Source organism: Maritalea porphyrae (assembly GCF_030159895.1).
Classification (GTDB): domain Bacteria; phylum Pseudomonadota; class Alphaproteobacteria; order Rhizobiales; family Devosiaceae; genus Maritalea; species Maritalea porphyrae.
This window is the reverse complement of sequence record NZ_BSNI01000002.1, coordinates 1275846-1294066: the sequence shown is the minus strand read 5'-3', so window position 1 is coordinate 1294066 and position 18221 is coordinate 1275846. Positions and strand designations below refer to the sequence as shown.

Below are 18221 nucleotides of genomic sequence, written 5' to 3'. Positions count from 1 at the left end.
TGTCTGCTACGCGGACTTTTCTGAAATTCGCTAGGGTATTGCGAGTTAGCAAATTGGGTGGAGAGCGGGCATTTGCTATGCAGACGCCCAACCCGCACTGGTTCGCCCTGAGTATTTAAAATGAAAATGACTTCACAACGTCAGTCGTTTTTGAAACCACTTCATCAGCCTCTTCTTTCGTAAGACAAAATGGGGGCGCGAAGCCGAGAATGTCGCCCTGCGGCATGGCGCGACCAATCACGCCTTTTTCAAGCAAGCCGGCGGCAATTTGTGGGCCTATTTTCTGCGCCGGATCAAAGAAATTGCGTTTTTCTTTGTCGGCAACAAATTCAATGGCACACATCATACCTTCACCGCGCACATCGCCGACGTGAGGATGCTCGTGAAGCGCTTGGCGCATTTGAACATTCAAATAGCTGCCAACTGTGCCCGCATTTTCAATCAGACCCAGGCTATCGATGAGATTGAGATTTGCGACGCCTGCTGCAGCGCCGATTGGGTGCGCGGAATAAGTCCAACCATGTCCGATCGGGCCGTTTTCGTCGGTGCCTTTTTCCAATACAGTCCACATTTTCTCGCCAACGATGGAACCTGACAGCGGCGCATAAGCGGAAGTCATGCCCTTGGCGATAGTGATGAGGTCTGGTTCGATACCATAATGCTCAGATCCAAACATTGTTCCCAAACGACCAAAACCAGTCACAACTTCGTCCGCCACCAACAAGATGTCATGCTTTTTCAACACTTCTTGGATTGCGGCCCAATACCCAGCAGGAGGAGGTACAATACCACCTGTACCCAAAATGGGTTCACCAATGAATGCGGCGATAGTATCTGCGCCTTCAAGGGATATCAGCGTCTCCAGCTCAGCAACACAGTGCGCAACAAACTCGCTCTCGGTCTGCTCAGCATTCTCACGTCGGAAGAAATATGGAGCCTCGGTATGCACGACTTGTTCTAGAGGCAAATCAAATTTTTTGTGGAACAGTTCAAGACCTGTGAGTGAGCCGGTCATCAAGCCTGAGCCATGATATCCGCGCCATCTTGAAATAATCTTCTTCTTTTCCGGGCGACCCAAAATGTTGTTGTAGTACCAGATCAGCTTAACGTTAGTCTCATTTGCATCTGAGCCACCTAGGCCAAAATAGACTTTGGACATATTTTTTGGGGCTCGATCCAAGATCATTTTCGCCAAAGTGATCGAAGCTTCGGTGCCATGACCAACGTAAGAGTGATAATAGGCCAACTCTTTTGCCTGGTCAGCGATTGCCTCGGCAATCTCTTTGCGGCCATATCCCACATTCACACAATAAAGACCGGCAAACGCATCCAAGAGTTTGTTGCCTTCCCGATCAACAATGTGACAACCACTACCCCCGGTCACAATCCGCGTAGGACTTTCACCACGGGCATGCTGGGCTAAATGCGTTGAGGGGTGGAAGAAATTCTCTCGGTCCCATTGGTCCAGTTGATCATTTTTAAGCATAGAATTACCTCTGAAAATTTTGTGAATTTTGTGCGCAACTATGCCCAGTCGCGGCACACATATTTGATTTCGGTGAAGGCTTCCAAACCCTGGCGCGCACCCTCACGTGCCAAGCCGGATTGTTTAAATCCGCCAAATGGAATTGGCGCGCCCGTTACTTTCGAGCGGTTGACTGCAACCATGCCGAATTGCAATGCACGGGTCATGCGATAGATGCGTTTGGGGTCCATGGTGTGCAAATAGGCAATCAAGCCATATTCGGTTGCGTTGGCCATTTGGGTGACCAAGTCTTCATCAGAAAATGTTTGTATTGCGGCCACCGGGCCAAATGTTTCTTCTTGCATGATTTTCGCGTCGTCAGAAACATCTGCAAGAATGGTGGGCTCATAGAACAGGCCACCCAATTGATGTGGCTTGCCGCCGCATAGAATGCGCGCGCCCTTAGCCACCGCGTCACGCACATGTTCCACCTGTTTGTCAAAGGCACTTTGGTTCATCAATGGGCCCAGATCTGGATCTTCTACGCCCGGCCCAATGGTGAGTGCAGCTGTGGCTTTGGCGAATTTTTCGCAAAATTGTTCATACAGTTTTTCATGCACATAGAAGCGATTCGCGCCTAAACAATCTTGTCCGGTTGTCGCAAATTTGGCGGCGATGGCTTCTTTTACAACTTGGTCGAGATCGCAATCGTCAAATACGATGAATGGCGCGTGGCCACCAAGTTCCAGCACAAGGGTTTTCACCGTGTCAGCGCATTGTCGATACAAAAGCCGACCGACTTGCGTGGAACCAGTGAAAGAAAGCGCCCTCACGCGCGGGTCTTTGGTCCAAGGTGCAACAATGTCTGGCGCAACACCAGTGACCACATTGAACACACCGCTCTCAAAACCGGCCCGTTCTGCCAACTCTGCAAGTGCGAGAGCCGAAAATGGAGTTTCAGCTGAGGGGTGCGCCACGACAGTACAGCCCGCGCCAAGCGCTGCTGCCGCTTTTCGCGTAAGCATGGCCGACGGGAAATTCCATGGCGTGACCAGTGCGCAAACCCCAACAGGTTCGCGCCAAAGCTCCACCTCGGCATTATTGAGATGAGAGGTGACGCCTTCAATATTAGGTCGTTTCGCTTCTTCTGCGTAAAACTCAACAAAGGACGCAGCATAATCAATTTCGCCCAAAGCTTCGGATAAGGGTTTGCCTTGTTCAGCCACCATGATCTGAGCAAGGTCGGACTTATGCTCAAGAATTAGCTCGTACCAGCGACGCAGCAACTCGGCCCGTTCTCCTGGTAGTTTCTGAGACCAATGCCCAAAAGCACGCTGCGCTGCATTTACGGCTTCTTCGCTTTGAATGGAGCCAAGCGAAGACACTTCACCCACCCAACTTCCGTCTGCAGGGTTGGTGACAACAATCGAATTGCCATTCGCGCTATCGACCCATTTCCCGTCAATATAGGAAAATTGACGCATCAACTTTGCGTCGCGCAAATTCAAATGGGTTCGGTGCTCGTCTCCCGCTTCCAATATTTGATTAATGCTCATAACGACCTCCCAGTATTTCAATGAAAGACTAGAAAATAAGTCGCAGAAGATGGCACCAATCTGGGCGCTGTAATCAGAGGAGTTTTCTGCAAATGTTGGCAAGAAAAGACGATTTGACCTGCTGAATTTGCGCCGCGGTCAGTGATCACTCAAAAGCACATCAAAAGGGAGTAGGTTGGTCTGTTTCACTGGTTTGGTGACGATGTACGTGAAATAGCGGGCAAGTCCAATTTTTTGGTCCAGTAAATCGTCGATAAGCCGTTGATAGCTATCAATACTGGTGGTGACCACATGCATAAAATAATCCAACCCACCGCCGATGGCCCAACAGGATTGAATTTCCTCATATTGATCAATCGCGTCTTCAAATTGTCGAAAACTTGCCGCCTGATGATTTTCCAATTCAATCGCCACGAAAACCGTTACCGAGCTTGCGATTTTCTTTAGTGAGATATTGGCGTGGTAAGATTGGATAATCTGCGCTTTCTCCAACCGTTTTAGACGCTCCCAGCACGGGGTTGGAGATAAGTTTACACGGGACGCAAGTTCGGATTTTGATATCCGCCCCTCTTGGGACAAGACCTTGAGCATTTGAATGTCGCGATCATCAAGTTTAAGCATGTTTTGATCCCGCTAATTGTGCGATTTAATGGGCGTGCCCATATTTTTGGCCCGTGCCAAATCGTAGGCATAGTTGGCAATTGCAGTGTCTTGCGCCCCGGTTCCCGTTAGATCGCAAACTGTAATCTCACTATCACTTTGTCGACCCAATGACGGATCGACCACAAGGTCGCCCAACTCGATCGGCGTTCGTTCAATGTCCCAAGCACCTGCATCGATAGCACCTGCAAGCTCGCCAAGCTCTATACATTGTGAAACCCGGTCGCACACAAACCGGTCAGCTCGTGGCAGAATTTGCGGATCGAGTTCTGTTTTCCCGGCTTGATCGGAGCCCATAGCGGTGATGTGCAAATTTGGATGCAACCATTCTGCATCAATAAGCGGAACTCGCGATGGCGTGGTGGTGATTACCAATTGAGATTGTCTCACCAACTCCTCACGCGCCGCGACCGGATAAGTGGGCACGCCAATTTTATCTGCAATGTCTTTTGCACACTTGCGCGCATGATCATCATTGCGGCCGCAAACAAGCACCTTTTCAAATTTGCGCTCGTGATAAGCGGCTTCGACTTGCAGCCGGGCTTGCGCGCCAGTGCCGATAACGCCGACAGTTTTTACATGTTTGGGCGCAAGATGGCGCGCCGCAACACCGCCTGCCGCAGCCGTGCGCAGGTCCGTTAGATAGCCATTGTCTAGAAAAACAGCTTTAGCCAATCCAGTCCGAGCGCTGAGCAGCATCATTAGTCCATTGAGGCTAGGGAGACCAAGATTTGGATTATCAAAAAAGCCCGGTGAAACTTTGATTGCAAACCCGTCAAAGCCAGGAATGTAAGCTGTTTTGACGTCGACCTCGGCATTTATGTGCGGGATATCCATCGACATTACCGGGGGCATAATGACGTCTTTTTGGGCCAAAGCGGTAAAAGCACTTTCGATCAGGTCGTTGGTTGCACGACTTAGGCCAAGCAATATTTGTAGTTCGGCTTGTGTAACAATTAGAACATCATCGCGCATAGTGTTGACCCTTCACATGATACTCGCCCAACAAAACATCATTTCCTGTGATGATATTTGTAAAAAGGTCCATGTCTAAATTTCGGCCCGTAATGATTGTCGCGGTTGGTCCGACAATATTGATTTTGCGACTTAGCAGCGCGGCGACGCCGACAACACTGGCCCCTTCCGCCACCAAACGATCTTCGAAATATAGTGCCTGCATCGCACGATATATTTCTTCTTCTGTCACCAAAACCAATTGGTCCAGCATGTCGCGACAAAGTGGATAAGACAATTTATTGTTCATACCGATGCCGCCGCCAAGACTATCAGCAAGGCTTGCCACTTCATCCAGTTCCACGGGGCGTTGTGCCCGAATTGAAGCGGCCATTGCGGCGCCTCTATCCATTGAAATGCCAATGATGGTGATGTCAGGATTTATGGCCTTTGCCGCCACACAAATTCCTGCCGCCAATCCACCGCCAGATAGCGGCACCAGCAGTGTGCGAATATCGGGACGATCTCGCAGTAACTCCAGCCCAATTGTGCCTTGCCCCGCAATGACATTTTCATCATCAAAGGGAGAGATTTCAACAAAGCCTTGCTCACGGCTTAGGCGGTCGCTTTCGGCCATAGCTTCGTCTTGGCTTTGCCCCACAACTCTCACGGTAGCACCCAATTGTTCGACGCCCTCCACCTTTGCTTTTGGCACAAGCGAGGACATGCACACCACGGCTTTAAGGCCTCTCAGTTGGGCCGCATATGCAACGGCGCGGCCATGATTGCCGGTGGAACAACAAGTTACCCCAACAGCTTGATCATTTAGTCTCATAATGGCGTTTATGGCACCGCGCAGCTTGAATGCGCCCATGGGCTGCGTGATTTCAAGCTTTAGCAGAACCTGTTGCCCGGTTTTCTGAGAAAGAAATGGAGATGGGATAAGCGGGGTATTGTCCGCATGGCCAGCAATGGTTTTTTGCGCGGCGAAGATATCGGACAACTGGACCATTAGCGATTAATCCGCAGACTTCACAGCACTTAAGAATTGCTGTGTGCGCTCGCGTTGCGGGTTGTCAAACAAGGCAGTAGGTGTCCCCTGCTCCTCGATCTTGCCGTCAAAAAAGAAGCAAACCCTGTCTGAAATATCGCGAGCAAAGCCCATTTGGTGGGTCACCATGAGCATGGTCAAATTGTGTTCTGCCACCAGTTTCTTAATCACATTTGTCACTTCACCGATCACCTCAGGATCAAGGGCAGATGTCACTTCATCCAAGAGCATAACTTTTGGCCGCATGCACAAGGCGCGAGCAATGGCGACACGTTGTTGTTGTCCACCTGAAAGGCGTATGGGGTGTTGATCTTTTTTGTCTGCAAGACCCACCATTTCAAGCATGTCCTCGGCTCGCTCAATCGCTTCCTTCTTGTTCATCTTGAGCACATGAATTGGCGCTTCAATACAGTTTTGCAGCGCAGTCATGTGTGGGAACAAATTGAAGTGCTGGAAACACATGCCAATATCGCCCTTAACTGAGCGGATATAACTGTCCGAAGCGGGCACGAGTACGCCATTTTTTTCCATATGGGTGAGCGGTTTACCGTCGACATAAATCACCCCCTCATTGATCTTTTCCAAGGTCATGAGCATGCGCAAAACTGTGGTTTTACCAGAGCCTGATGGGCCAATAACGGTGACCATTTCACTTTGTTGAATGTCCAAATTGAGCGCGTCCAAAACTGTCAAATCGCCATAGCGTTTGCTCACATTCATAAACCGTACCATTGGTACGTCATCGCCGTTCAACTCCAATGGGTATTGAGACATATCTTCCATTTTATGAACCTTGTGTTTGAGCGGTGGTGCAAATTTGGATGGCAAAAGTCATCGTGTCATGCCGAGTTTTTGGCGCACAAACGCTTCGATAACGCGCAACAATGCAGCTGTGGGCAAAGACAGGGCCAAAAAGATCAGTCCAACAATTGTCATCACCTCAGTGTAGCGCCAGTATTCGGAACCGATAGCTGTTGCCACATGCATCATTTCTGCCACACCGATGACCATGAGCATGGGGGTGTCTTTGAATATGCCGATCAGATAATTGCCCATCCCCGGAAGGGCTAAGGGCACAGCTTGGGGCAAAATAATGCCAAAGAAGGAGCGCCGCGCCGATAGATTAAGTGCGATGCAGGCTTCGGCCTGTCCAGCCGGAACAGCCGCCAATGCCCCACGATAAACCTCGGATAGATAGGCTGCATAATGCAACCCAATAGCGATCATGCCTGCCACCCAAGGGCTTAAGGTAATGCCAAATTGGGGGCCAACAAAGAACACAAAGAAGATCTGCACCACCAAAGGCGTGGAACGGATAAACTCGACAAACTCACGAACAATTCTTGTAAGAATCTTGCTCTTAGTGCGTTGTCCCATCGCCAACACTAAACCGACTACCATGGCGATGCCATAGCCAAGAAAAACAGCGATCAATGTGTTGCCCAGTGCCCCGAACAAAGTTGTGCTCAATGCTGGATCTTTGCAGGCTGCGGCGAAGCCTAAATCTGTGTAGGCAGTGCCAAAAAGCTTGGGGAATACAACACATTGCACAAGCTCCCCATTCCAATCTAAGCGCTCGCCAACTTGGGAAAAATAGTCCGTGATAAAAGTGAACATATCTGGCCCTAACTTCGCTTCAGATTGCGAGAAAGTCGTGTTTCAAGCGCCCGCATGGACGGGGTGATGAGCAAACGCGCAATGAGGTAGTAAATGATCAAAATCGTGCCAAAAGTTTCAATCGCTGCGTAACTGAGCGAATAAATCTGACGCGATTGAAACATCAAATCTGTCACACTGATCAAGCCGACAAGGGCTGTACCTTTTAGCAGCTCGATTAGAAGATTGCCCCATGCAGGCAGCATGATCACAACAGCTTGGGGGAAAATAATGCGACGCATGCGCAACCTTGCAGACATGTTGAGTGCGTAGGCCGCCTCATATTGTCCACGCGGCACAGCCTGTATGGCACCGCGCACAACTTCGGCCCCGTATGCACCAAGGTTGAGACCCACAGCGATAAATCCAGCTGGATAAGGATCTAGAACCACGCCGAAAAAGGGCAGGACATAAAATATCCAAAACAGTTGGACTATCAAAGACGTGCCACGGAAAAATTCAATGTAGGTGGTGGAAATGGACCGGATAAGCAACGATGTTGAAACCCGCCCAACGCCGAAAATGGTTGCCATGATCACCGCAACAATGATCGCGAGCAATGCTTGCTCAAGCGTGATGAATGCACCGTCGACCAAACGATCCCCGAATTTGGCTAAGAATTCGAGGTAATTATCAACCCGACCAGAGACCTCTACTCCGCTGAGCAACGCCGCCAAAAGGCTCTTAATGGCCGATTGGATGCCTTCGTAGATGCTAACGATCGGTCCCATTGCAATTCTCTTTAGCGGCTTGAGTGAAAGACTTTTTTTGGAGCCCAAAAGACTGGGCTCCAAAATTTGTCAAAATGCGGTGATGGTTCGCGCCTTGACTAGTCGTTTGCGTGAAGCAAACAAGCTTCGCCCACTGTTGTATCGCCAGGCAAATTGGCTTTTGAGTAGCCATATTCAGCAACGTCGGCCAGCATTTTGTCGGTGCCAACATATTGATGAATGGCGGCATTTACCGCTGTTCGAAGCTTGTGATTGCTTTTGGTGAAGCCAAAGCCAACATAGTATGTTGAACCGGGAATGGCTGTCATTGTTAGGTTATCGTTGTTCGCAATCGCTTCTGCTGCTGTGAACACGGTCACGCCACCTGCCATTGCACGCCCTGCTTCAACTGCTGCAACAATTTCAGCCGGTCCCGGCACTTCAAGGATTTTGCCTGGCGCGCCGCCAGCATCCGCCCATGCTGCTACTTGGTTATAGCCTGCACCAGTTACAAATGTGCCGCCAGCGTCAATAATGTCCTGATAAGATGTGACGCCTGCGTCACCGCTCATAACAAATGCATCATAGGCTTGCATGATCGGGTCAGAAAAGGCGATGGCGTTACAACGTGATGGGGTAATGTACAACCCGCCCGTGACCATGTCCGAACGTCCAGCTTCTAGACCTGGGATCAATCCGCCCCATTCACTTACCACTGAGTCGGTGCCGTCATAGCCAGCGATCTCCAACACGTTCTGCGCAATCACATTTACGAACCCGAGCGGTTCATTGCCTTCACCTGGATAGGCCCAAGGCACTTCGTTGGCAAAACCAATTTTTACATTGTCTGCATATGCACCAACAGCAGAAAACGCCGTTAGAGAAGCCGCTGCTGCTGCGGCCAAAACCATTTTGAAATTCATGTTACTTCCTCCCTGTGAGTTCTATTAGTTGTACACATCATGCCCAAAACAATAGCGCTGTCAAATGAAAAACCCCAACATAATGGGACTTTCATTGCTTGACCCTCACATCATTTTGCTATGTTGTACACATCTAATGATTTTTTGGAGCTTGCGATGATTGCAAAAAATATCCCATTTTCGTCGAATGAATACGCGCGAAGGCTAACAAAAGTCCGCCAATCCATGGCCCAGATGGGTCTTGATGTCTTGTTTGTGGAAGACCCATCCAATATGGCATGGCTAACCGGCTATGATGGGTGGTCGTTTTATGTGCATCAGGGAGTTGTGATATCTCACGACCAAGATCCAATTTGGTGGGGTCGCTTGCAGGATGCAAATGGCGCTTTGCGCACAGTTTGGATGGCGGATGAAAACATATCTTTTTATCCAGACAATTATGTGCAGTCCACCGACAGGCATCCGATGGAAAATCTCGCGCAATTACTTGATCAACAGGGATATGCCAGCAAGGTCATCGGTGTGGAGATGGACAATTACTATTTTTCCGCCAAAGCCTATTTGTCGCTCGAAAGCAAACTGCCAAACGCAACATTTGCTGATGCCACTGCGCTCGTAAACTGGCAACGCATGATCAAGAGCGATGAAGAAATCACCTATATGCGCAAAGCTGCCAATATTTCCAACCGCATCATTGATGGTATTGTTGAACGGGCAGAGCCTGGTTTGCAAAAAAATGAAATGGTGGCCCAAATATATGGCGATGCGATCCGGGGCACCGGCGATGATTGGGGTGACTACCCAGCAATTGTTCCTTTGCTACCCAGCGGAGCGGATGCTTCTGCGCCACACCTGACATGGGACGGACGGAAGTTTGAAAATGATCAAGCTACTTTCTTTGAGATTTCAGGCTGTTTTCGTCGTTATCACGCGCCCCTAAGCCGCACAGTGTATTTGGGCAAGCCACCCCAATTTTTGGTGGATGCAGAAAAAGCTTTGGTTGCAGGCATAGAAGCAGGGCTTGAAACCGCAGTTGCCGGCGCTAGGACCCGCGACGTGGCGAAGGTGTTGGCCAACGAACTTGAGAAAGTCGGCATCAAACGCTCGTCCCGTGCTGGCTATCCGATTGGGATTTCCTATCCCCCAGATTGGGGAGAAAGAACCGCATCCATTCGCCCCGAAGATGAAACTGTGTTGGAACCGGGCATGACGTTTCATTTCATGCCGGGCATTTGGGAGGCTGACTGGGGATTGGAAATCACTGAAAGCATTTTGATCAAAGAGAATGGCCCTGCTGAATGCTTATGCGACCAGCCTCGAAAACTATTTGTGAAAGACTAGCTTAATGCACGATGATTTTGAGCAAGTTTTTTCAAAACTCATTGCTTTTCCAACCGTCTCGGCAGACAGCAATCTTGACCTCATTCACTTTGTGGCCAACCGGTTAAATGAGGTCGGTGCAAAGATTGAACTACAGCAAGATGAATCGGGGAAAAAGGCCAATATTTTCGCCACGATCGGCCCCGATATTGCCGGCGGCATTGTTTTGTCTGGCCACACAGATGTAGTGCCGGTTGCGGGCCAAAATTGGTCGAAAGACCCGTTTGCTCTCACCGCGCATGAGGGTAAATATTTTGGCCGCGGCACTTGTGATATGAAGGGTTTTTTGGCCGTCGCCTTAAACGCTGCACCGCTATTTTCCAGCTTAGATCTTAGAGTGCCTATTCATTTCGCTTTTACTTATGATGAAGAAGTGGGCTGTTTGGGTGGGCAAGAGCTCGCAAAATTGTTGCGCAATCGTCCCCATTTGCCCAAAGCGGCGATTGTAGGTGAACCCACCAAAATGCAAATTGTTGACGGCCACAAAGGCTGTTGCGAATACACTGTGCAATTTGAAGGACTTGCAGGCCATGGCTCGATGCCAGAGAAAGGCGTCAACGCAGCTGAATATGCGGCCCGTTTCGTGTCTAAATTGATGCAGTTGCGCGAGCTTTTGAAAGACCGTGCACCGACCAACTCCAAATTCGACCCTCCTTGGACGACTATCAATGTCGGCCGCTTAGCCGGCGGGTCTGCGCACAATGTTATTGTCAGCCAAGCAGAAGTTGACTGGGAAATGCGACCTGTCACTGCTTTAGATGCGGTTTGGGTGAAGACCACTTTGCAAGAGTTCTGCGATCAAACACTTTTGCCCGAAATGCGCACGATTTGGCCAGGGGCGAACATCACCAATCAAACCATTGGTGAAATCTTGGGTCTGGTGCCCATGCAAAGCAATTCTGCCCGTGAAATCGTCGCACGACTTACCGGGACAAATGAAACCCATTTGGTGGCATTTGGCACCGAAGCTGGGTTGTTTCAGCAATTGGGAGTCGAAACCATCGTCTGTGGCCCAGGATCGATTGAACAGGCCCATAAGGCGGACGAGTTTATCGAAATGGCGCAGATTGCAGCGTGTCAAAATCTGCTTGAAAAGCTTGCCTATTCGCTGGCCGAGGGCTAATTCAAATAGATGGACAAAAGCCCAACAAAAAAGTCTGACGACGTCGACAACAAATCTGAAAGCGCAGCAGGTCGTCGCTTTCGACAGATTTATGAAGAGATCAGGTCGCGCATTTCTTTGCTCGATTATCCTCCAGGCACACGCTTAAGCGAAGAGGCTTTAGCGATTGAATTTGGGGTCAGCCGCACCCCATTGCGGCGCGTATTATTTCGTCTGCAAAGTGAAGGATTGCTTGAATCCGTGCAAGGTGTGGGCACAATTGTGACCGACATTTCTAATGAGGACCTTTATCAAGTCTATCAATTGCGCATGGAGTTGGCCCCGCTTTTAGCCCGGTTGTCGCCTTTACCAATTACCGAAGAAACAGTTGCAAAATTTGAAGATCTTTACCGTCAAAGCGAAGAACTGACCAAAGACCCAAGCGCTCACGGCTATTGTGTGGTCAATATTGCCACCTTCCATGCCCTTGCCGATCTAACGGCCAACATGCCCTTGCGTAAGGCGATGGAACTACATTTTTATCAAACCGCCAGTATCTGGCTAAAATCTCTTGGTGAAGATGATGTGGCGCGCGAATGCCGCAATTTGAATGATGAGATCCGCGACTTTTATCATGCTGTCAAAATCGGCGATATTGATGCTCTCAGCCATCTGTGGCGCGCACATACTTCGGCGAGCGTCACACGCCTCAGGCAAAAACTTGGAGACTAAGGGTGTAGAGCGACACGTTGCGACATTGCGCTGATACTGGAGGGCGTTGCGATCCAGAACCACTCTGAGAATCTCATAGTTGTTGCGTTTCAGCCTTTTTTGTCGTTAGCTCAGTCGGCGCCGCTGGAAAGTCCGCAATGGACCGGGAGTGCCGATAAGTTCTGAAAATCGAATATCCGCTTTGGGCTCAAAGCAAACTTTAGCAAAAGCTTTTCCCAACCCCTCGTCACCCTCGGGCTTGACCCGAGGGTGACGAACGGGACTTCATCTGGCACAGAGGAAAACGATAAAATCCTACAACGCGAATAATCCCTGAGTCATTCCCGCGAAGGCGGGAATCCAGGCAGGAGTATCCCAATACACACAGCTTCATTCTGATGACAACCCGACCTAGATCCTCGGGTCTTATTTGCACGCTTGCGCAGCGCAGGCTGGCCCGAAGATAACGCCCCAGGGCAAATCATGTGATTCCTCATCAGCCTGCGTGGCGCGAACGTCACTTTGTTGTGCGGGACGGTTCAGGGTGTGAATTTCAGTACATCCCTCCATCACCCTGAGCTTGTCGAAGAGTGAAAAGAGAAAACCTGTCATCCTTCGACAAGCTCAGGATGAGGCAGTGGTCGCTGCAACGGCGGCGCGAAAAAGTAAAAACTTATCCCCGCCCCTTTTGGCTCACCTATACTCACTCCCATCTTCTTGCCCCAAGCGGCCATCGACGGATGGTGGGGAGGTGAGGTGTACTGCATGTGAAATGCGACTTGTTTGGCGCTAGGATTTTCTGCCTCACGGCTCGCAACGCTTTTCGGCATGACGCGCTAAGACCGCGCTATGCCTTCAAGCTGAGCCTCCGGCGGGGCGGCCAAAAAGTTGGCCGGGGTCCTCGCTCCGCTCGTCCTTCATTTCCCATGCATAACTTCGACAAAGAAGAGGCGGGTGACCCACGCTGCCGTGTGTGGGGAACGCGATAAACATATGTCCAGTCTGACGCCGAAGGCAGCCGTCAGTCATCAGTGGGTCTGTTCCCATTCAAAGCACTAGTGCTTTGGCTTTTCGGCACTCGAGATGAGTGCATAGCAGCGAAAACGCGATGCAGGTAAAGGGGATAGAAGGGTGAGCACCCCGGGGCATAGGTCTTATCGCGCAAAGCACCTGTCCACACGAGGCGTTTATTGTCTCACTTTTTACTTCACTTTCGAGACGAAAATCGCCTCGTGTGAAACGCAAATGAGTAAAATTCGGGAACCGTTGGTTGGCCGAACGCTTTGCCGTGTGTTGTTACCAGCGGTTGCCTAACAAGCAGTGGAGCAATTAGCATAAGCGGCGTGATAAATTTCTTGGAGAATTTAATGACACTTTTGGCAAAACTGAGATTCATGGTAACCAGCGCCCTTGTTCTTTTGGCAATGAGCGGCCCTGCCCTAGCTACCTCATCCCTTGATTGCACCGCCAGCGGCGCAGATGCTGGCGCATCAATTTTGTTTGGCGCTGGCCCCATGCTGAACGCCATTGATGCGGATGCCTTTTATGATGATCTGTTTGTTGCCACACGGCCATTCGACAAGGCGCAACAAGCCTACATTTTGCAGTTTTCAGGTGATGTTAAATCGATTGTTTTGCAACTGATGGATGATCAGGCAGACAAGCACCTGGCAACATTGCGTGTTTTGCGGCACATCGGTGACGAAGGGGAACAATTGCAGGTAGGGATTTTGCACGTGGTTGGCAAACCAGCGGTGGCGGTCGTCTGCGAAGGACCTTGATTGTTTTTATTGACCCACGTCAAAACGAATTCGCACAAACAGGTATAGCCTTAAATCATGGTCAGGGGGATGAGTTCTGGCCACGGATTAGATCAGCAAAAAGGAAATGCCAATGTCGCACACACCACATGAATTGCACGAAGAGTTCCCCGAGCACGCCGACCGTATTCACGCGCTCAAAACAAGTGATGCGCACTTCGGCAAACTGTTCGACGAGTATCACGAAGTAAACCGCGCAGTGCATCGCGCAGAGACTGATATTGAGCCAACTGACGATGTGAACCTTGAGAATATGCGCAAGCAACGCATGGTGCTCAAAGATCAAATTTATGCACTATTGAGCACCTAAGGGCGTTGCGGAAATCGCATCGCGCTAGAGGGTAACAATTCTATGCAAAGGTGCGATCGACGTGCTTAGATTGTTGTCATGAGTGACCTTGTGATTCCCGACGACAGCACCCGGCCCGCCGTGCCAGATGTGCCTGAGCTAAACGAAACCCAAAAGCTGCCCATGCGGCACTTGCGGGCAATACACGAACACCATCGACGCAATATGCGGATGATGGCTGGCATGATTGAGGGCGTGCGATCTGGCGACACTAGCGCCAGCGAGTTGCACGCCCATATCAAAGACAATCCAATCCTTGAGAACTATCGCGTGTTTGGCAATCTGTGTGGCCAACATTGCCAATTGGTCAATGGACATCACTCTATTGAAGACGCGCATATGTTCCCCGCTTTGACGGGCAAAAGCGCAGCGCTCGACAAAGTTGTGCGTCGACTGCGCGAAGAACATGAAGTGGTGCACGCGCTACTGCTTGAACTCGCGAGTGAAGCGGAAAAGCTTATTGCCAGCCCAAGCGAGGCGCAATTTGAGAGGACTATTGTTGCGCATCAGCGCTTGGAAAAACTACTCCACTCTCACTTCAGCTATGAAGAAGACAGCGTTGGCCCCGCACTTGGCCTGTACGATATCGGCATTTGAGGCACATCATTTGCGATCTTATCCCCCCTCGCTATAGTTCAACTATAATTTGAGCATTGGGAGGACGCGATGAGCGGCATTTTAGACTATTTCGATTTACAATCGGACGAACGGAAAAAGCAAAAAAGCGCAAGGGATTTGGGTTTGCAGACCATGGTCGACCCCAAAACGCCAGGCGCACCAGATGCGGCAACGCCGCCTCAATTCGCGCCGGTATGGCCGCAATATATCGCGCTCGTGTTGGGCATTGTGGCGGACCCTTTTATCAAGAGTTATATCGCCACAAAAAGCTTTGGTATGGACCTTGGCGCAATCGGGCCATTGCTGGCCTTTTCAATTGTCATGGGCATCATGATTTTGCCCGGCGTTTACAAAAACAGCTTCGCGCCGGACAAACCAATATTGGTGCAATTGGCCGCCATTTTCACCGCCGGGGTGGGTTGGCAGACGCTGTTTGAAGCGGCCGCCAAAACGGTGAGTTAGTTTTTCGCGCCGCCGTTGGTCGCTTCGCTCCCGACCCCGGCACCCCCGCCAATTGGTGCAAAAAGCCAGCGTGGGAATGAGCGATTAACTAAACAGGCTTCCCTTCAGAATCGAAGCGATGCAGGCGGCCCTCTTTGGCTTTCACGCCGATCTTGGCATGCACCTTCACCGGCGCATTGCCTTCTTGGCGGACGACGAACAATTCCTCGTCACCAATGTTGAGGTAAATGTAAGTATCAGAACCAAGGATTTCAGTGTGGACCACCTCGCCTTCCCAATCAGCGCCCTTATTGACGATGTCGAGGTGCTCGGAACGAATGCCAACGGTTGAACAATCAAATTTGGCTGCATGGGCACCGGTCAAAAGATTCATCTTCGGCGAGCCGATAAAGCCGGCAACGAACAAGCTTTGTGGCTTCTCGTATAGTTCCATGGGTGTGCCAACTTGTTGGACGATGCCATCTTTGAGGACCACAATCCGGTCGGCCATGGTCATGGCTTCCACTTGGTCGTGGGTCACGTAGATCATGGTTGTGCCGGGCAATTGCTCCTTTAGACCTGCGATTTCCATGCGCATTTTCACGCGCAACGCAGCGTCTAGGTTAGACAAAGGCTCGTCGAACAAGAACACTTTCGGGTCGCGCACAATTGCGCGTCCGATGGCCACGCGTTGACGTTGACCACCGGACAAGGCCTTTGGGAGGCGTTTCAAATATTCGGTAAGCTGAAGCTTGTCGGCGGCGGCTTCAACCTTCTCCTTGATCTCTTGCTTGGAGAATTTTTGGATCTTGAGCGCATAGGCCATGTTGTCGAACACCGTCATATGCGGATAAAGCGCATAGGATTGAAACACCATAGCAATGCCGCGCTTTGATGGGGCCACATCGTTGACCACGCGCCCAGCAATTTCCAACGTGCCACCGGAGATGGTTTCAAGGCCAGAAATGGTCCGCAAGAGCGTTGATTTACCGCACCCGGAAGGACCCACAAACACAATGAATTCGCCCGACTTAATGTCGAGATTTATATCTTTAAGCACATGGACATTGCCATACGACTTATCAAGATTTGTAATTTTAATGTCAGCCATGTTCCCTCCCCCGAAACGATGGATTAGCTGGCGTTTACGCCAAAGTAAGATGAAAGGGCTGGCAATGAAAGTTGATTACCAGCAATTGTTGAATTCGTTTTGCGCGCCGCAACACCAAAATCGGCAAGCATCGGTAACTCAATCGTTGCAGCTTGATCGCTCATGTTGAACACACAAAGCATCTGCTCGCCGTCCAGCTCGCGGATGAAAGCCAATACTTGATCTGTTGCATCGATGATCTTGATATCACCTTCGCGCAATTGTGGCGTAGCGGTGCGGAAAGCCAAAAAGTCTTGATAGTGGTGCATAACAGAGCCATCAGTTTGTGCATCAACGGCACGGCGCTGATGTTCAACTGGAATAGGCAACCATGTGCGGTTTGCAGTTGTGAAGCCAGCCTGTCCGCCTTCATGTTCCCAAACCATTGGCGTGCGACACCCATCACGACCTTTGTAGTTCGGCCAAAACTCAATGCCATAAGGATCCACAAGGTCCTCAAATGCAACCTCGGCTTCGGGCAGTGCCAGCTCTTCGCCTTGGTATAAGCAAACCGACCCACGCAATGACAGAAGTACTTCAGCCGATAGTTTGGCGAACGCGACTTGTTGTTCAGGCGAAATGCCCCAACGCGAAATATGGCGTTGTACATCATGGTTGGAGAACGCCCAGCAGGGCCAACCATCGGTCAAAATCGCTTCAAGCTCGGAGATCTTCTGCGCGAAATATTTGGCGTTGAAGTCGCCACCCAGAAAATCAAAGGTATAAGCCATATGTAACTTATCCCCGCCCGATGTATATGCGGCCATAATGTCGAGCTGACGCTGTGCGTCCCCAATTTCACCAACGGTAGTGATGTGGTCATATTCATCGAGCAATGCACGGAGGCGCTTTAGAAAATCAATATTCTCAGGGCGGCTTTTATCATTGACATGATCTTGCCAATTGTACGGGTTTACCGCTGGCGCAATGGTTGAATTGATTTGATCTTTTGGCAGCGCTGGATTGTCTTCCAAGCTTTCATTGTGAACATAAAAATTCACCGTATCGAGCCTAAAGCCGTCAACGCCGCGATCTAGCCAAAAACGCACTTCGTCGAGCAACGCGGCGGTCACGTCGGCATTATGGAAGTTCAAATCTGGCTGGCTAGTCAAGAAATTGTGCAAATAATATTGGCAGCGGCGCGGGTCCCAAGTCCAAGCGGAACCGCCAAAGATAGACAACCAATTGTTCGGCGGCGAACCATCTGGCTTTGCATCCGCCCACACATACCAATCCGCTTTCGGGTTGTCCTTGGAGGCGCGCGATTGCTTGAACCAATCGTGCTGGTCCGAAGTGTGCGAAATCACTTGGTCGATCATCACTTTGAGGTCCAGCCGATGCGCTTTTGCGAGCAGTTGGTCAAAATCCTGGAGCGTGCCGAAAATCGGGTCGACGCCACGATAGTCGGAAACATCGTAGCCAAAGTCTTTCATTGGTGATGTGAAAAACGGCGATAGCCAAATCGCATCAACACCCAAATCGGCCACATAGTCCAAACGGTCAGTGATGCCCTTAAGGTCACCAATGCCGTCGCCATTGCTGTCCTGAAACGAACGCGGGTAAATCTGGTAAATGACCGCACCGCGCCACCAGTCTTTTTGTTTTGTCAGTCTGACAGCGGAGTGAGAATCAGGCTGGGTCATATGGTTCATCAATGGTCTTTCTTGCCACTTTA

General features: G+C 50.3%; 18 protein-coding genes. 7 read left to right on the top strand and 11 right to left on the bottom strand.

Translation table 11 applies throughout. From position 1 onward, the window contains the following. Positions 1–115 precede the first annotated feature (115 nt). The 9 genes from QQL65_RS09730 to QQL65_RS09690 form a co-directional block, all read right to left on the bottom strand. Positions 116–1486 (bottom strand): aspartate aminotransferase family protein, encoded by a 1371-nt coding sequence (locus QQL65_RS09730; RefSeq protein ID WP_284364049.1) that lies wholly within the window; start codon positions 1484–1486, stop codon positions 116–118. A gap of 38 nt (positions 1487–1524) precedes the next feature. Beyond that, on the bottom strand, positions 1525–3021 hold the full coding sequence (locus QQL65_RS09725) for an NAD-dependent succinate-semialdehyde dehydrogenase (RefSeq protein WP_284364046.1): 1497 nt from the start codon (positions 3019–3021) through the stop codon (positions 1525–1527). Between the two features lie 138 nt (positions 3022–3159). Continuing rightward, positions 3160–3642 carry an Lrp/AsnC family transcriptional regulator gene (locus QQL65_RS09720; protein ID WP_284364043.1) on the bottom strand — a complete coding sequence of 161 codons (483 nt, stop codon included), beginning with the start codon at positions 3640–3642 and terminating at the stop codon, positions 3160–3162. Positions 3643–3654: 12 nt separating this feature from the next. After that, positions 3655–4656: a cyclodeaminase gene (locus QQL65_RS09715; RefSeq protein WP_284364041.1), complete on the bottom strand. Its 1002-nt coding sequence runs from the start codon at positions 4654–4656 to the stop codon at positions 3655–3657. Continuing rightward, positions 4646–5647, bottom strand: coding sequence for a hydroxyectoine utilization dehydratase EutB (gene eutB, locus QQL65_RS09710; RefSeq protein ID WP_284364038.1), 1002 nt, complete (start codon positions 5645–5647; stop codon positions 4646–4648). Before eutB ends, QQL65_RS09715 begins: the two co-directional genes overlap by 11 nt. Before the next feature lie 6 nt (positions 5648–5653). Then, positions 5654–6469: an ectoine/hydroxyectoine ABC transporter ATP-binding protein EhuA gene (gene ehuA / locus QQL65_RS09705; RefSeq protein ID WP_284364037.1), complete on the bottom strand. Its 816-nt coding sequence runs from the start codon at positions 6467–6469 to the stop codon at positions 5654–5656. 48 nt (positions 6470–6517) lie between these two features. Beyond that, positions 6518–7303, bottom strand: coding sequence for an ectoine/hydroxyectoine ABC transporter permease subunit EhuD (ehuD, locus tag QQL65_RS09700; RefSeq protein ID WP_284364035.1), 786 nt, complete (start codon positions 7301–7303; stop codon positions 6518–6520). 8 nt (positions 7304–7311) lie between these two features. Continuing rightward, on the bottom strand, positions 7312–8073 hold the full coding sequence (ehuC, locus tag QQL65_RS09695; RefSeq protein WP_284364033.1) for an ectoine/hydroxyectoine ABC transporter permease subunit EhuC: 762 nt from the start codon (positions 8071–8073) through the stop codon (positions 7312–7314). 98 nt (positions 8074–8171) lie between these two features. Next, positions 8172–8975 (bottom strand): transporter substrate-binding domain-containing protein, encoded by an 804-nt coding sequence (locus tag QQL65_RS09690; RefSeq protein WP_284364032.1) that lies wholly within the window; start codon positions 8973–8975, stop codon positions 8172–8174. A gap of 156 nt (positions 8976–9131) precedes the next feature. Here QQL65_RS09690 and doeA point away from each other — a divergent pair, with 156 nt between their 5' ends. The 7 genes from doeA (at position 9132) to QQL65_RS09655 (ending at position 15417) form a co-directional block, all read left to right on the top strand. Then, positions 9132–10316 carry an ectoine hydrolase DoeA gene (doeA, locus tag QQL65_RS09685; RefSeq protein WP_284364029.1) on the top strand — a complete coding sequence of 395 codons (1185 nt, stop codon included), beginning with the start codon at positions 9132–9134 and terminating at the stop codon, positions 10314–10316. A gap of 4 nt (positions 10317–10320) precedes the next feature. Continuing rightward, positions 10321–11478 (top strand): acetylornithine deacetylase, encoded by a 1158-nt coding sequence (gene argE / locus QQL65_RS09680; RefSeq protein ID WP_284364027.1) that lies wholly within the window; start codon positions 10321–10323, stop codon positions 11476–11478. Positions 11479–11487: 9 nt separating this feature from the next. Then, complete coding sequence (locus QQL65_RS09675) at positions 11488–12189, top strand: GntR family transcriptional regulator (RefSeq protein WP_284364025.1); 702 nt, start codon at positions 11488–11490, stop codon at positions 12187–12189. A gap of 1346 nt (positions 12190–13535) precedes the next feature. Further along, on the top strand, positions 13536–13949 hold the full coding sequence (locus QQL65_RS09670) for a hypothetical protein (RefSeq protein ID WP_284364023.1): 414 nt from the start codon (positions 13536–13538) through the stop codon (positions 13947–13949). Positions 13950–14061: 112 nt separating this feature from the next. Continuing rightward, positions 14062–14298, top strand: coding sequence for an HP1242/YdcH family protein (locus QQL65_RS09665; RefSeq protein ID WP_284364021.1), 237 nt, complete (start codon positions 14062–14064; stop codon positions 14296–14298). Positions 14299–14376: 78 nt separating this feature from the next. Beyond that, positions 14377–14934, top strand: coding sequence for a hemerythrin domain-containing protein (locus QQL65_RS09660; protein WP_284364019.1), 558 nt, complete (start codon positions 14377–14379; stop codon positions 14932–14934). Positions 14935–15003: 69 nt separating this feature from the next. Continuing rightward, positions 15004–15417, top strand: coding sequence for a hypothetical protein (locus tag QQL65_RS09655; RefSeq protein WP_284364017.1), 414 nt, complete (start codon positions 15004–15006; stop codon positions 15415–15417). Positions 15418–15505: 88 nt separating this feature from the next. Here the strand turns inward: QQL65_RS09655 and QQL65_RS09650 are convergent, their stop codons facing one another. Next, positions 15506–16507 carry an ABC transporter ATP-binding protein gene (locus tag QQL65_RS09650; RefSeq protein WP_284364015.1) on the bottom strand — a complete coding sequence of 334 codons (1002 nt, stop codon included), beginning with the start codon at positions 16505–16507 and terminating at the stop codon, positions 15506–15508. Between the two features lie 23 nt (positions 16508–16530). Further along, entirely contained in the window at positions 16531–18189 is a 1659-nt protein-coding gene (gene bglA, locus QQL65_RS09645) for a beta-galactosidase BglA (protein ID WP_284364012.1), read from the bottom strand. Between the last annotated feature and the right edge of the window lie 32 nt (positions 18190–18221).